The following is a 12,509-nucleotide window of genomic DNA, read 5'->3' as shown; positions in this document are numbered from 1 at the left end:
TTTTTGCCCCCCTGCGCTAACCTGCCTCGATGTTTACGAGGTCGACTATGCACATTCATATTCTTGGTATCTGCGGCACTTTCATGGGTTCGATGGCGGTTCTGGCCAAAGAGCTGGGCCATCATGTCACCGGCTCCGACGCCAACGTCTACCCGCCCATGAGCACACAGCTGCAGGCCCAGGGCATTGAGCTGACCCAAGGCTACGACCCGTCGCAATTCGACCCGGTTCCGGACCTAGTGGTGATCGGCAATGCCATGTCCCGTGGCAACCCGGCAGTCGAGTACGTACTCAATAAAGGTTTGCCTTATGTGTCCGGCCCGCAGTGGCTGTCCGACCATGTGCTGCAAGGTCGCTGGGTATTGGCGGTCGCCGGCACCCACGGCAAGACCACCACCAGCAGCATGCTGGCCTGGGTGCTGGAGCACGCAGGCATGAGCCCGGGCTTCCTGATCGGCGGCGTGCCGCAGAATTTTTCGGTGTCGGCGCGCCTGGGCGATACGCCGTTCTTTGTGATCGAAGCCGACGAGTACGACAGCGCCTTCTTCGACAAGCGTTCCAAGTTCGTTCACTACCGCCCGCGCACGGCGATCCTCAACAACCTTGAGTTCGATCATGCCGACATCTTCCCCGATTTGCCGGCCATCGAGCGCCAGTTCCATCACTTGGTGCGCACCATTCCGAGCGAAGGCCTGGTGATCTACCCGACCACCGAGCCCGCCCTGCAGCGCGTGATCGACATGGGCTGCTGGACGCCGGTGCAAACCACCGGCGCGGGCGGGCAGTGGCAGGTCAAGTTGCTCAGCGAAGACGGCTCCAAATTTGAAGTGCTGTTTGAAGGCGTGGCCCAAGGCGTTGTCGAATGGGACATGACCGGCCAGCACAACGTTGCGAATGCCCTGGTGACCCTGGCGGCCGCACGGCATGTGGGTGTTGTACCGTCCATGGGGATCGATGCGTTAAGTGCGTTCAAAAGCGTGAAGCGCCGCATGGAAAAGGTCGCCGACGTGAATGGGATTACCATCTACGACGACTTTGCCCACCACCCAACGGCGATTGCTACCACGCTCGATGGCTTGCGCAAGCGAGTCGGTGATGCGCCGATCATTGCGATTGTCGAACCGCGTTCCAACTCCATGAAGCTCGGCGCGCACCGCGATGGCCTGCCGGAAAGCGTCAACGACGCCGACCAGGTGGTCTGGTACGCCCCGGCCAACCTTGGGTGGGACCTGCCAGGGGTCGCTGCGTTGTGCACGGTGCCGTCGAAGGTCTGCGATTCCATCGACGGCATCATCGAATTCGTCAAGCATCAGGCCAAGCCGGGCACCCACGTGGTGGTCATGAGCAACGGCGGCTTCGGCGGCCTGCATGGCAAGTTGGCCGAGGCGCTGAAATGAGCGGCCCGGAACGCGTCACCCTGGCGATGACCGGCGCGTCCGGCGCGCCCTATGGCCTGCGCTTGCTCGATTGTCTGGTGCGCGAAGACCGCGAGGTGCACTTCCTGATCTCCAAGGCTGCGCAATTGGTGATGGCCACCGAGACTGACGTCGCGCTGCCCCCCAAGGTGCAGATGATGCAAGCCTTCCTCACCGAATACACCGGTGCGGCGGCGGGGCAGATCAAGGTCTATGGCAAGGAAGACTGGATGTCGCCGGTGGCCTCGGGCTCTGGCGCGCCGGCGGCGATGGTGGTGGTGCCGTGTTCCACTGGCACCTTGTCGGCGATTGCCACAGGCGCCTGCAACAACCTGATCGAGCGCGCAGCCGATGTGACGTTGAAGGAGCGTCGCCAGTTGATTCTGGTGCCGCGTGAAGCGCCGTATTCGAGCATTCACCTGGAGCACATGCTGAAGTTGTCGAACATGGGCGTGACGATATTGCCGGCATCGCCAGGCTTCTACCACCAGCCACAAACCATCGATGACCTGGTGGACTTTGTGGTCGCGCGCATTCTCAACCTGCTGAACATTCCTCAGGACATGCTGCCGCGTTGGGGCGAACACCATTTGAGCAGTGATGAATAAGGCGCTGCTGTTGCTAATGGCGCTGCAACTGACGGGTTGCGCCACCGCGCGTACGCTGGATGCCGCAAAGCCGGGCGCGCCTGTGGTGTATGCCGGTACGCGGTTGGATTTGTATGCCATTAACGGAGGCTGCTGTGCCAAGGACCGTTTTGGTGCCGAGGCGCCGAGCTACCCTGGCGTGGACCTGCCGGCCAGTGCGCTGCTCGACACCTTGTTGTTGCCACTGTCGGTGTTGACGGTGCTGGGGGTTGGTTTTAACGCAACGGGCGGGTTGTAAAATTCGCGCGATATCCCTGTGGCGAGCCCGTTCGCCGAAACAGCCCTTCAACTACGAAGGTCGGATTATTTGCCCAGCTTGCGCAACTCATCCGACTCCACCACCCGCACCCCATCCTGCTCTTCCAGCGCTAGGCGCCACATGGCTCGGGCCAGTTCGCACACTTCAATGCCGTGGTACTTGCCGGGAATCAGCCGTGACAACGGCCCGGCGATTTTTTCGGCCAGGCGCGACTCCAGTCTTTCTCCCAGCAACAGCGAAGGTCGCACGATGGTCAGTTGTGGCCAATCCTGTGCCTTCAGCGCCTGTTCCATTTCCCCTTTGACCCGGTTGTAGAAGATCGAGGATTTCGGGTCGGCGCCAATCGCGCTGATCACGATCAGGTGCCGCGAGCCCATTTCCCGTGCGCGCTTGGCGAAGGCCACGACCATGTCCAGGTCGACGGCGCGGAAGGCTGCTTCCGAGCCGGCTTGCTTGATGGTGGTGCCCAGGCAGCAGAAGGCGATATCGACCTGGCCACTCAGTTGCGGCAGGAACACGGCCGGGTCGCCCACCGGGTTTTCCAGGTGCGGGTGTTCGGCCAGTGGTTTGCGGCTGGGTGCCAGCACGCGGGTGACGGTGGGTTCATTGAGCAGGCGGTCGAGCAGGTGTTCGCCGGTGAGGCCAGAGGCGCCGGCGAGCAAGATATGCTGAGGTGTCAGGTACATAGTGTTTCCCCCCTTGTTACACGTTACAGCTTAGTTGCCTTTGGCTTCCTTGCTATTCATTGAGACGCTTTCGAGCGCCTTTCGTGCCTGCTGTTTGCGTAATAGTTGCCAGTGGGCGATCACGCCTTTGGGGGCCCAGATCTGCGGTTCGGAGGCTTCGAAGTTGTCCGCCTGTTCGCGTTCGGTCACATGCAGTTGCGCCAGTTTGAAGGCTTGCTGCAAGTCATCGGTCTGGTTGAAGGCTTGGGCGAAGAGGGCGTCGCCGAAGTACGTGAAGTCGGCTTCCTCGGAGCACCCGAAGGACACGCGGTCGGCGCGCGAGGCCGTCATGATCAGGGTGTGCTCGTCTTTCAGCGCCGGAATAAAGCCGCCGGAGTAGCAGGCAGAAATCACGATGATCTTGTCGCGGTTTTTCAACGGAGTGAGCACTGCGGCCAACTCGTCGGCGGGCAGGTCGGCCAGTTCCATGCGCGGCTGGTCCAGCACCAGTTCATGTTCGTGGGTGCCGTGGCTGGTCAGGTAGATAAACACCAGGTCTTCCGGCCCGCTGCGCTCGGCGAGGGTCTGCAACGCACGGCGCAGGCTTTCGCGGGTGGCCATCGGGCGGTCGGCGATGTGGTCGCGGTGGTTGACCAGGCGAATCTGCCCACGCGCACCAAAACGCGTGGCGAGCATATTGCTGACGTAATCGGCCTCGCGCAGGAACACACTTTGTTTACCGTCGCCGGCCAGCGCCAGGGTGTACAGCTCTATGGCGGGCGTGGAAGCGGGTACGGCGGCGAGGGCGGTATCGAGCAGGCGGCCCTGGGCCAGCACGCCGGTTTCCAGCGGGTCGGGCAACAGCTTGCCGTCGGCGTCACGCACGCGCATGCCGTTGACCCAGGTGCCGGCTTGTACGGTGCCATCGATGAGGACGAGGGTGCCGCGCCCCTGGTAGCTGTCGCTGTCAAAACCGCCGACATAGAAGCTGCCGTCAGTGAGGTTCAGGCGGCCTTCGCCGGTGAAGCGCCAGTCGCTGAATTGGCCGACATAGTGGCTGCCATCGACGCCAATCAACTCGCCCTTGCCGCTCAGTGCGCCTTCCTTGAACTGGCCGATCCACACGTCGCCATCGGCGTTTTCATAACGGCCCTTGCCGTTGAGCTGGTTCTGTTTGAACTGGCCGACATAAATGTCGCCATCAGCGCTGTTGAAGGTGCCGTTGCCTTCCAGCTGGCCGTCGACGAAGTGGCCGCTGAACTGATTGCCGCTGTCGTCGTTGCGCTGGCCTTCGCCATTCGGCTTGCCGTGGGCGAACTGGCCCTGGTACTGGCTGCCGTCAGCCAGCTCAAGGCGACCGAGGCCGGAATACTGGTCGTCCTTGAATTCGCCGCGATAGGTCATCTGCCCTTCTTTGAGGGTGCCTTCGCCGTTGCGTCGCCCGTTCTTGAAACCGCCCACATACTGGCTGCCGGCGGTGGTCAAGCTGCCCTGGCCGTCGAACAAGCCTTGCTGGAACTGGCCTTTATAGATTTCGCCATTGCTGCCATGCCATTCGCCCTGGCCGTGCCATTGGCCTTTGTCGAACTGCCCCGCGTACCAGCTGCCGTTGGGGTAGTCCACGCGGCCCTCGCCTTGCAGCAGGCCATTGACCACATCGCCCCGGTAGCGGCCACCATCGGGCAGGCGCGCATCGGGCGGCAACAGCGATTCGCCGTCTCCGCAGGCGGTGAGCAACAGGGCAAGGGCAAGGGGAGCGAGTGGGCGCATAGCGGGATCCGGATAATTGAGCGCCGAGTATGCCGCAGCTGTGAAGTTGATACGTACATTTGTGGCGAGCGGGCTTGTCGATTCGTCGCACCGCTCGCCACAACTGAGGTCGTGAGCCGCAGGGCTTACACGAAGTAGAGTGACAACGACTCGGCAACGTAAGCGGGTTTTTCCTGGCCTTCGATTTCCAGGGTGGCGGTGGCCTTGAGCAGCCATTGGCCGGGCTTTTTCTCGGTGACATCAGTGAGTGTCACTTGCAGACGCACCTTGGAATTGACCTTCACCGGCTGGATAAAGCGCACGCTGTCCAGGCCATAGTTGACCGCCATTTTCAGGCCTTCGGGCACGATCAGGATGTCTTCCATCAACTTGGGCATCAGCGACAGCGACAGGAAACCGTGGGCAATGGTGCTGCCAAACGGCGTTTGCGCGGCCTTGACCGGGTCGACGTGGATGAACTGATGATCGCCAGTGGCCTCGGCGAACAGGTTGATGCGCGCCTGGTCGATGGTGAGCCATTCGGAACGTCCCAGTTCCTTGCCGACATAATCTTTGAGCTGCGCTACGGGTACATAGGGCATTGCTTCTCTCCTTGGTTCATCGGTTTATCCTCATCCACTGTAGGAGCGAGGTGTTGTTTTTTATGGATTACAGAGAACCAATGTAGATCATCATGGCGAATCAACCCGGTCAACCCACCATGCTTTTGGCGAATGCCGAAGCATAGGGCTGGCGTGCTTATAATGCGGGCGGGCTTTGAAGGGGGGAGAACGGATGCTGTTACGCGGTCTGACATGGCTGGTGCTGTTTCAATTGATCGGCACCGCGATCAATCATTTGCTGTTGCCGGTACTGCCCGGGCCGATCATCGGCCTGCTGCTGATGCTCGGCTACCTGATATGGCGCGGCGAAGTCGGTGAGCCGCTGAGCCTGGCCGCCAGCAGCCTGTTGCGTTACTTGCCGTTGCTGCTGGTGCCGCCGGCGGTCGGGGTGATGGTGTACGCCAAGGATATCGCCGCGGATTTCTGGGCCATCGTCGGCGCGCTGGTGTTGTCGCTGGTGATCGCCATGGGCTTTGTCGGCGTGCTGATGCAAAAATTGGTCAAACGCCAGGCGAGCAAGGAGGAGGGGCAATGACCTTCGAGTGGCAGGGCGCCTGGACGGCAGTGATTCATCATCCCTTGTTCGGCATCGGTATCACCCTCGGCGCCTATCAACTGGTGCTGGCGGGGTTCGAGAAAACCCGCTGGATCTTCCTGCAGCCGGTGCTGGTTTCCATGCTGCTGGTGATCGGCGTGTTGCTCACCTGCGGCCTGAGCTACGCCGAGTACCGCAAGAGCACCGAGATCATGAGCATCCTGCTCGGCCCGGCAACAGTCGCCCTGGCCGTGCCGCTATATTTGAACCTGCGGCGGATTCGCCAATTGTTCTGGCCAATTTTTACTACGCTGGTGGTAGGAGGCGTGCTGGCGACCGGACTGTGTGTGCTGCTGGGCTGGTGGTTCGGCGCCGAACATATGATGCTGATGACCATGGCGCCCAAGTCGGTGACCTCGCCGATTGCCATGCTGGTGGCCGAGCAGATCGGCGGCGTGGCGGCGTTGGCGGCGGTGTTTGTGCTGATCACCGGTGTGATCGGCGCGATGATAGGCCCGGCGTACCTGTCGCGCCTGGGTGTGCATAGTCCTGAGGCGCGCGGCATGGCCCTGGGCATGACGGCCCATGCCGTCGGCACCTCGGTGGCCCTGCAGGAAAGCGAAGAGTGCGGCGCTTTTGCAGCGCTGGCCATGAGTCTGATGGGCGTGGCGACGGCGGTGTTCCTGCCGTTGGCTGTGTCGGTAATTGTTTAAACCGGGTTTAAGGAAACCTTTATGAGTCTGGCGCTGTTTCCGCTCAATACCGTGCTGTTCCCTGGCTGCACCCTCGACCTGCAACTGTTCGAGGCGCGCTACCTGGACATGATCAGCCGCTGCATGAAAAAGGGCGAAAGCTTCGGCGTGGTGTGCATCCTCGACGGCAGCGAAGTGGGCGGGGCGCCCGATGGCTATGCGTTGATCGGCTGTGAAGCGTTGATTCGCGACTTCAAGCAGCAGGACAACGGCCTGCTGGGGATTCGCGTCGAAGGTGGGCGCCGTTTCCGCGTGCGTGACGCCGGCGTGCAGAAAGACCAGTTGCTGGTGGCTGAGGTGCAGTGGCTGGAAGATCTGCCGGACCAGGCGTTGGAGGAAGAGGATGCTGACTTGCTGGCCTTGCTCCACGCCCTGGCCGAACATCCGATGGTCGCCTCGCTGGACATGGGTACCGAGGCCAATGGCCAGCAATCCCTGGGCAATCAGTTGGCGTATCTGCTGCCGTTCACCGAGGCTGACAAGATTGACCTGCTGCAACTCGACGACCCGCAGCAGCGGTTGGATGCGATCCAGATGTTGCTCGACGAGTTGCAGGGTGAACTGTTCGCTTAATAGGCATACCGCAGCAGCGCGTGTGGGGTGCCGGTGAACGCGATAAAACCGAGCACCGCCACCACCGCAGGCAACACCAACCACCAGGCTTTGATCGACATCGGCGGCAACGGGCTGCGGTACTCGCTCACGGCCAGGCTGAACGCGCACACCGTCATGGCCAGTAATGTGCCTGCCAGGATGTCGGTGGGCCAATGGGCGCCCAGGTACACCCGCGACAAGGCAATGAACGCGGCCGGGATGCACCCAAGCAACAGCCAGGTCAGGCGCAGCCGCGTGGGTTGACCGCGACCGGCCAGCACTGCCAGCGCCAGGAAAAACGCGAATGCGCCGGAGGCGTGGCCGCTGGGCATGCTGAAACTGGTCAGCGGGTCGGTAAGGATTTCCGGGCGACCACGGGCGAAAAACAGCTTGGTCCCGGTGTTGATCACTGCCGCCCCGGCCAGCGTGGCGCCGACAAACAGTGCGTGGCGCCATTGCCGCGCCAGTAGCAGCAGGCCGGTGAACACGGCGCTGGCGACGAACATCTTCTTGAACTCGCCCAACTGAGTAATCATCACCATCGTCTGGTCCAGCCAGGGGCTGCGGTGTTCCTGCACCAGAGCGCTCAGGCCCTGGTCAAAATGATTCAGGTGCGGATAACCGATGAACAGCGCAATCAACAGGGTCAGGCTGGCGCAACCGAACCACAACGTGGTGCGACGGACGCCGCGCAAACTGCCGCTTAAACCCAGCCCCAGCAACACCGCCAGGCACGCGGTGACAACCCCCGCTTCCGGCCAGAAGCCTTCCGGCAGTGGCAGGCGGAACGCGGCGCCGGTCGCCCAGCCTGGCAGCAGATAGGCCACTGTCCAGCCCGCCGCCGCGACAATGCTCACCAGCGCGAAGCGGGGGAACGGCATGTCGCACATGCCGGCCACCATCGGCAGCATGGGCCGCAGCGGGCCGATGAAACGTCCTACCAGCAGGCTGGCGATGCCGTACTTGTGGAAGTAGGTCTCCGAGCCGTTCATCCATTCGGGATGGTGGCGCAGGCCGGGCAGGCGCCGAATGTTTTGATGGAAATGCCTGCCGAGGAAGTAGGAAACCCCGTCACCCAGCAGGCCGCCGAGAAAACCCAGCAACAGGGTTTCACTCAGTGACAGCGCGCCGCTGCCGGCCAGCGCCGCAATCGCAAACAGCAACACCGTGCCCGGTACGATCAGCCCGACAATGGCCAGGCACTCCACGCACGCGACGATAAACACCGCGACCGCGAGCCATTGCGGGTTCAGGGTCAGCCAGCCGGTAATGCCATCGAGCCATTGGCCCATAAATCGTTACTCCATATCCATGTGGCGAGGGAGCTTGCTCCCGTTGGGCTGCGAAGCGGCCCCAGTAAGGTAGATACGTTCTTGCAGGCAAAACTCGATTGAGGAGTTTGTCGCCGCATCGCGACGCAGCGGGAGCAAGCTCCCCCGCCACCGCTTCAAATTAAAAAATAGTCGCGGCCTTCGACCTGGCCGCGACGCAGTGGGTTCCGCGTGCAATACGGCGCATAGCCAGCATCGACGAAGCGGTACATCAGGTGTTCATCGCGGCCGCTGGGAATTCCCAGGCGGGTGGTCTGGATAACCTGCGTGGGCGACTGGCCCACGTCCTCTACGTAGAGCAATTGCTGGTCGAAGCGCTTGGCATCCCACATCGGTACCTTCAAGCCCAGCGCCTTGCACAACAACGTCTGGCCGGCGCAGAGCTTTTGCGAGGGGCGTGGGCTGCCGCTGGCGTCCGGGTTGTTCAGCAGCATCTGCGCCAGGCTGGCGGGCCCGGAGGTTTCGTCGACCCAGGGATAGGCGGATTTGATCAGTACAGCATTGCCCGGGCCCTGGGCGCTGAAGTTCAGTGAATCGCCACCACGGGCGTAGTACATGTAGATATGACCACCATCCAGAAACAAAGCCTTACGCTTTTCTGTGTAGCCCAGTGAGGCGTGGCTGCCTTTTTCGGCCACGTAATAGGCTTCGGTTTCAATAATGCGGGCTGAAAGCCACACATCGCCGACACGATGGCGAATCACTTTTCCGAGCAATTCGCGCGCAAGCAATTGCGCATCTCGGTCGAAGAAGCGGTCGGGCAGGGCGCTGGAGGGATGTTGGGGCGAATCACTTGGCATGGCGATCAGGGGTAAATACGGCTAAATGTGACGGAATAATAACAACTCCAACCTTAATTACCGCTGAACCCCAGGTTTTTACAGTTCATTTCGACCATCCGCCCCTCACCGCTGTCAGTCGGGCGGCGTCACAGCTATAATCTGCCGCTTTCCTCTTTGCCAAGACTCCCTGACTATGACTGAGTCCGTTCTTGACTACATGACCCGCCTGGGTCGCGCTGCCCGTCAGGCCTCGCGGTTGATCGCCCGTGCGAGCACCGCGCAGAAGAACCGTGCCCTGCTGGCCGCCGCCGACGCTCTGGATGCTTCGCGCTCCGAGCTGGCGGCTGCCAACGAACTGGACCTGGCCAACGGCCGCGCCAATGGCCTGGAACCGGCCCTGCTGGACCGCCTGGCGCTGACCCCGGCACGTATTGACGACATGATCGAAGGCCTGCGTCAGGTGGCCAAGCTGCCTGACCCCATCGGTGAAATCCGCGACATGCGTTACATGCCTTCCGGCATCCAGGTCGGCAAGATGCGCGTGCCCCTGGGCGTGATCGGCATCATCTATGAGTCGCGCCCGAACGTGACCATCGACGCCGCGAGCCTGTGCCTCAAGTCCGGTAACGCAACCATCCTGCGTGGCGGTTCCGAGGCGATTAATTCCAACCGCGCCATTGCGGCCTGCATTCAGCAGGGCCTGGCCGTGGCCGAACTGCCGGCTGAAGTGGTGCAAGTGGTGGAAACCACCGACCGCGCTGCTGTTGGCGCGCTGATCACCATGCCGGAATTTGTCGACGTGATCGTGCCGCGCGGTGGCAAGAGCCTGATCGAACGGGTCAGCCGCGATGCCAAGGTGCCGGTGATCAAGCACCTGGACGGCGTGTGCCACGTTTACATCGACATCGCCGCCGATATCGACAAGGCGATCCGTATCGCCGACAACGCCAAGACCCACCGCTACGCCCCGTGCAACACCATGGAAACCCTGCTGGTGCACGTCGGCATCGCCGATCGCGTGCTGCCGCCGCTGGCTGCCATCTACCGTGACAAGGGCGTGGAACTGCGTGGCTGCGAGCGTACCCGTGCGCTACTCGGCGCGGACGTGATCGAGGCGACCGAACAAGATTGGTACACCGAGTACACGGCACCGATCCTGTCGATCCGGATCGTCGACGACCTGGACCAGGCCATCGAACACATCAACACCTACGGCTCCAAGCATACCGACGCCATTGTTTCCGAGCATTTCAGCGATGCCCGGCGTTTCCTCAACGAAGTGGATTCTGCTTCGGTGATGATCAATGCCTCGACGCGTTTTGCCGACGGCTTCGAGTACGGCCTGGGCGCGGAGATCGGTATCTCCACCGACAAGCTCCACGCACGCGGCCCGGTCGGCCTGGAAGGCCTGACCAGCGAGAAGTACGTGGTGTTCGGCGACGGTCATGTGCGCACTTGATGGCTAAACGCATCGGGCTGCTCGGCGGTACCTTCGACCCCGTGCACATTGGCCATTTGCGCAGTGCCCTGGAAGTCGCGGATGCCCTCGCGCTGGATGAGTTGCGCCTGGCCCCCAACGCCCGGCCGCCGCATCGCGATACGCCGCAAGTGTCGGCGCAGCAACGCCTGGAAATGGTGCGCCTTGCCGTAGACGGCATACCGCCGCTGGTGGTGGACGATCGCGAGCTCAAACGCGATAAACCGTCCTACACTGTCGACACCCTGGAACTGATGCGCGCCGAGTTGGCCGCGGATGACCAGTTGTTTCTGCTTTTGGGCTGGGACGCATTTTGCGGCCTGCCCTCTTGGCATCGCTGGGAGGAACTCCTCCAGCACTGCCACATCCTGGTTTTGCAACGCCCGGATGCCGACAGCGAACCGCCGGATGCCTTGCGCAACCTGCTGGCCGCGCGGTCGGTAAGTGACCCCTTGGCCCTGACCGGGCCGAACGGGAATATTGCATTCGTCTGGCAGACCCCGCTTGCGGTGTCTGCCACCCAGATCCGTCAACTGCTGGCCAGCGGTAAGTCGGTACGTTTCCTGGTGCCTGACGCGGTCCTGGCCTACATCGATGCGCACGGGCTTTACCGTGCGTCGAACTGAAAAGGCGCGCTTGATCGCACGAACAATCGTGCAGCGAGCGCCCGAACATACGAGCAAAACGAGTTTTTTATGACGAACAAAGACGTAAGCAAAGTAAAACGCAAAGGCACGTTCAAAAGCGCGCCACTGCCGGTTGAAGCCCAGGTTGGCCCGATCCCTGAAGGCGAAGCGCTGGTAGCGCTGGCCGTGGCTGCCCTGGAGGACGTAAAAGCCCAGGACATCCAGGTGCTGGACGTACGCGAGAAGCAAAGCATTACCGACTTCATGATCATCGCCACCGGTACTTCCAACCGTCAGATCGGCGCAATGCTCGACAAGGTTCGCGAAGCCGTCAAAGCCCAAGGCGTCAAGCCGCTGGGTGAAGAAGGCAAGGGCGACAGTGACTGGGTGCTGGCTGACCTCGACACCGTGATCGTGCACATGATGACCAGCAACGCCCGTCAGTTCTACGACCTCGAGCGTCTGTGGAAAGGCGCCGAGCAGAGCCGTGCCGCTGATGGCAAGCACCACAACCCGGAAGTGGGCCACGCGCACTTCGACAAGCTCAACAAAGACCAGGAATAAGGAACGGCTGTGCGCCTGCGTCTGATTGCTGTCGGTTCACGCATGCCCAAGTGGGTGGAAGAAGGCTGGCACGAGTATGCCAAGCGTCTGCCCTCCGAGTTGTCGCTGGAACTGGTGGAAATACCGCTCAACACCCGGGGCAAGAATGCCGACGTGGCGCGCTTTATCCGTCAGGAAGGCGAAGCCATGTTGGCCAAGGTCGGCCCCAACGAGCGCATCGTCACTCTCGAAGTGCACGGCAAACCCTGGAGCACTGAGCAACTGGCGGTGGAACTGGATCGCTGGCGCCTGGATTCGCGCACCGTCAACTTCATGGTCGGCGGCCCCGAAGGGCTGGCGCCTGAAGTTTGCGCGCGGGCGGACCAGCGCTGGTCGTTGTCGGCGCTGACGCTGCCGCACCCGTTGGTAAGGATTCTGATCGGTGAACAGCTTTATCGCGCCTGGACAGTTCTGTCCGGGCACCCTTACCACAAATAATCTGCGCCCCTCC

General features: G+C 61.8%; 15 protein-coding genes. 10 read left to right on the top strand and 5 right to left on the bottom strand.

All coding sequences use genetic code 11. The features are described from left to right. Positions 1-47: 47 nt before the first annotated feature. The 3 genes from mpl to ACR52_RS13225 are packed head-to-tail and all read left to right on the top strand — an operon-like array spanning position 48 to position 2,300. On the top strand, positions 48-1,397 hold the full coding sequence (mpl, locus tag ACR52_RS13235) for a UDP-N-acetylmuramate:L-alanyl-gamma-D-glutamyl-meso-diaminopimelate ligase (protein ID WP_048724689.1): 1,350 nt from the start codon (positions 48-50) through the stop codon (positions 1,395-1,397). After that, the gene (ubiX, locus tag ACR52_RS13230; protein ID WP_017735613.1) at positions 1,394-2,023 is read left to right on the top strand and encodes a flavin prenyltransferase UbiX; all 630 of its coding nucleotides are present in this window, start codon (positions 1,394-1,396) and stop codon (positions 2,021-2,023) included. Before mpl ends, ubiX begins: the two co-directional genes overlap by 4 nt. Then, on the top strand, positions 2,016-2,300 hold the full coding sequence (locus ACR52_RS13225; RefSeq protein ID WP_048724688.1) for a YceK/YidQ family lipoprotein: 285 nt from the start codon (positions 2,016-2,018) through the stop codon (positions 2,298-2,300). The genes ubiX and ACR52_RS13225 overlap by 8 nt, the downstream gene beginning before the upstream one ends. Before the next feature lie 65 nt (positions 2,301-2,365). On the opposite strand, the gene ACR52_RS13220 is transcribed toward ACR52_RS13225, so the two are convergent. From ACR52_RS13220 to ACR52_RS13210, 3 genes are all read right to left on the bottom strand, one after another. Continuing rightward, a complete protein-coding gene (locus ACR52_RS13220; RefSeq protein ID WP_048724687.1) occupies positions 2,366-3,007 on the bottom strand; it encodes an oxidoreductase in 642 nt (213 codons plus the stop codon). 30 nt (positions 3,008-3,037) lie between these two features. Further along, positions 3,038-4,756 carry a C13 family peptidase gene (locus ACR52_RS13215; protein WP_048724685.1) on the bottom strand — a complete coding sequence of 573 codons (1,719 nt, stop codon included), beginning with the start codon at positions 4,754-4,756 and terminating at the stop codon, positions 3,038-3,040. Positions 4,757-4,881: 125 nt separating this feature from the next. Then, on the bottom strand, positions 4,882-5,337 hold the full coding sequence (locus ACR52_RS13210; protein WP_048724683.1) for a MaoC family dehydratase: 456 nt from the start codon (positions 5,335-5,337) through the stop codon (positions 4,882-4,884). Between the two features lie 193 nt (positions 5,338-5,530). Between ACR52_RS13210 and ACR52_RS13205 the strand changes: the two genes are divergently transcribed. From ACR52_RS13205 to ACR52_RS13195, 3 genes are read left to right on the top strand one after another with little or no spacing between them, the layout of a single operon-like run. Beyond that, positions 5,531-5,893 carry a CidA/LrgA family protein gene (locus tag ACR52_RS13205; protein ID WP_048724681.1) on the top strand — a complete coding sequence of 121 codons (363 nt, stop codon included), beginning with the start codon at positions 5,531-5,533 and terminating at the stop codon, positions 5,891-5,893. Beyond that, entirely contained in the window at positions 5,890-6,606 is a 717-nt protein-coding gene (locus ACR52_RS13200) for an LrgB family protein (protein WP_048724679.1), read from the top strand. Before ACR52_RS13205 ends, ACR52_RS13200 begins: the two co-directional genes overlap by 4 nt. Before the next feature lie 21 nt (positions 6,607-6,627). Further along, the gene (locus tag ACR52_RS13195; protein WP_048724677.1) at positions 6,628-7,218 is read left to right on the top strand and encodes an LON peptidase substrate-binding domain-containing protein; all 591 of its coding nucleotides are present in this window, start codon (positions 6,628-6,630) and stop codon (positions 7,216-7,218) included. On the opposite strand, the gene ACR52_RS13190 is transcribed toward ACR52_RS13195, so the two are convergent. Together ACR52_RS13190 and ACR52_RS13185 are read right to left on the bottom strand one after the other, a co-directional pair. Next, on the bottom strand, positions 7,215-8,531 hold the full coding sequence (locus tag ACR52_RS13190; RefSeq protein WP_048724675.1) for a bifunctional DedA family/phosphatase PAP2 family protein: 1,317 nt from the start codon (positions 8,529-8,531) through the stop codon (positions 7,215-7,217). The genes ACR52_RS13195 and ACR52_RS13190 overlap by 4 nt on opposite strands. A 155-nt stretch (positions 8,532-8,686) precedes the next feature. Then, entirely contained in the window at positions 8,687-9,370 is a 684-nt protein-coding gene (locus ACR52_RS13185) for a DNA-3-methyladenine glycosylase (protein WP_048724673.1), read from the bottom strand. A 175-nt stretch (positions 9,371-9,545) separates the two neighbouring features. On the opposite strand from ACR52_RS13185, the gene ACR52_RS13180 reads away from it, so the two are divergent. From ACR52_RS13180 to rlmH, 4 genes are all read left to right on the top strand, one after another. Continuing rightward, complete coding sequence (locus ACR52_RS13180) at positions 9,546-10,811, top strand: glutamate-5-semialdehyde dehydrogenase (protein ID WP_048724671.1); 1,266 nt, start codon at positions 9,546-9,548, stop codon at positions 10,809-10,811. After that, on the top strand, positions 10,811-11,455 hold the full coding sequence (gene nadD, locus ACR52_RS13175; protein WP_048724668.1) for a nicotinate-nucleotide adenylyltransferase: 645 nt from the start codon (positions 10,811-10,813) through the stop codon (positions 11,453-11,455). Before ACR52_RS13180 ends, nadD begins: the two co-directional genes overlap by 1 nt. Before the next feature lie 69 nt (positions 11,456-11,524). Then, positions 11,525-12,019, top strand: coding sequence for a ribosome silencing factor (gene rsfS / locus ACR52_RS13170; protein WP_048724665.1), 495 nt, complete (start codon positions 11,525-11,527; stop codon positions 12,017-12,019). 9 nt (positions 12,020-12,028) lie between these two features. Next, the gene (gene rlmH / locus ACR52_RS13165) at positions 12,029-12,496 is read left to right on the top strand and encodes a 23S rRNA (pseudouridine(1915)-N(3))-methyltransferase RlmH (RefSeq protein WP_048724663.1); all 468 of its coding nucleotides are present in this window, start codon (positions 12,029-12,031) and stop codon (positions 12,494-12,496) included. The last annotated feature ends 13 nt before the right edge of the window (positions 12,497-12,509 follow it).

Origin of the sequence: Pseudomonas fildesensis (assembly GCF_001050345.1) — a bacterium.
Taxonomy (GTDB): Bacteria; Pseudomonadota; Gammaproteobacteria; order Pseudomonadales; family Pseudomonadaceae; genus Aquipseudomonas; species Aquipseudomonas fildesensis.
The sequence above is the reverse complement of the archived record's forward strand: the minus strand, read 5'-3'. Positions and strand labels throughout refer to the sequence as shown.

What these genes read in the sequence shown, in the direction of transcription:
- mpl (WP_048724689.1), top strand. Translation starts at nt 48, where the DNA reads ATGCACATTCATATTCTTGGTATCTGCGGCACTTTCATGGGTTCGATG.
- ubiX (WP_017735613.1), top strand. Translation starts at nt 1,394, where the DNA reads ATGAGCGGCCCGGAACGCGTCACCCTGGCGATGACCGGCGCGTCCGGC.
- ACR52_RS13225 (WP_048724688.1), top strand. Translation starts at nt 2,016, where the DNA reads ATGAATAAGGCGCTGCTGTTGCTAATGGCGCTGCAACTGACGGGTTGC.
- ACR52_RS13220 (WP_048724687.1), bottom strand. Translation starts at nt 3,007, where the DNA reads ATGTACCTGACACCTCAGCATATCTTGCTCGCCGGCGCCTCTGGCCTC.
- ACR52_RS13215 (WP_048724685.1), bottom strand. Translation starts at nt 4,756, where the DNA reads ATGCGCCCACTCGCTCCCCTTGCCCTTGCCCTGTTGCTCACCGCCTGC.
- ACR52_RS13210 (WP_048724683.1), bottom strand. Translation starts at nt 5,337, where the DNA reads ATGCCCTATGTACCCGTAGCGCAGCTCAAAGATTATGTCGGCAAGGAA.
- ACR52_RS13205 (WP_048724681.1), top strand. Translation starts at nt 5,531, where the DNA reads ATGCTGTTACGCGGTCTGACATGGCTGGTGCTGTTTCAATTGATCGGC.
- ACR52_RS13200 (WP_048724679.1), top strand. Translation starts at nt 5,890, where the DNA reads ATGACCTTCGAGTGGCAGGGCGCCTGGACGGCAGTGATTCATCATCCC.
- ACR52_RS13195 (WP_048724677.1), top strand. Translation starts at nt 6,628, where the DNA reads ATGAGTCTGGCGCTGTTTCCGCTCAATACCGTGCTGTTCCCTGGCTGC.
- ACR52_RS13190 (WP_048724675.1), bottom strand. Translation starts at nt 8,531, where the DNA reads ATGGGCCAATGGCTCGATGGCATTACCGGCTGGCTGACCCTGAACCCG.
- ACR52_RS13185 (WP_048724673.1), bottom strand. Translation starts at nt 9,370, where the DNA reads ATGCCAAGTGATTCGCCCCAACATCCCTCCAGCGCCCTGCCCGACCGC.
- ACR52_RS13180 (WP_048724671.1), top strand. Translation starts at nt 9,546, where the DNA reads ATGACTGAGTCCGTTCTTGACTACATGACCCGCCTGGGTCGCGCTGCC.
- nadD (WP_048724668.1), top strand. Translation starts at nt 10,811, where the DNA reads ATGGCTAAACGCATCGGGCTGCTCGGCGGTACCTTCGACCCCGTGCAC.
- rsfS (WP_048724665.1), top strand. Translation starts at nt 11,525, where the DNA reads ATGACGAACAAAGACGTAAGCAAAGTAAAACGCAAAGGCACGTTCAAA.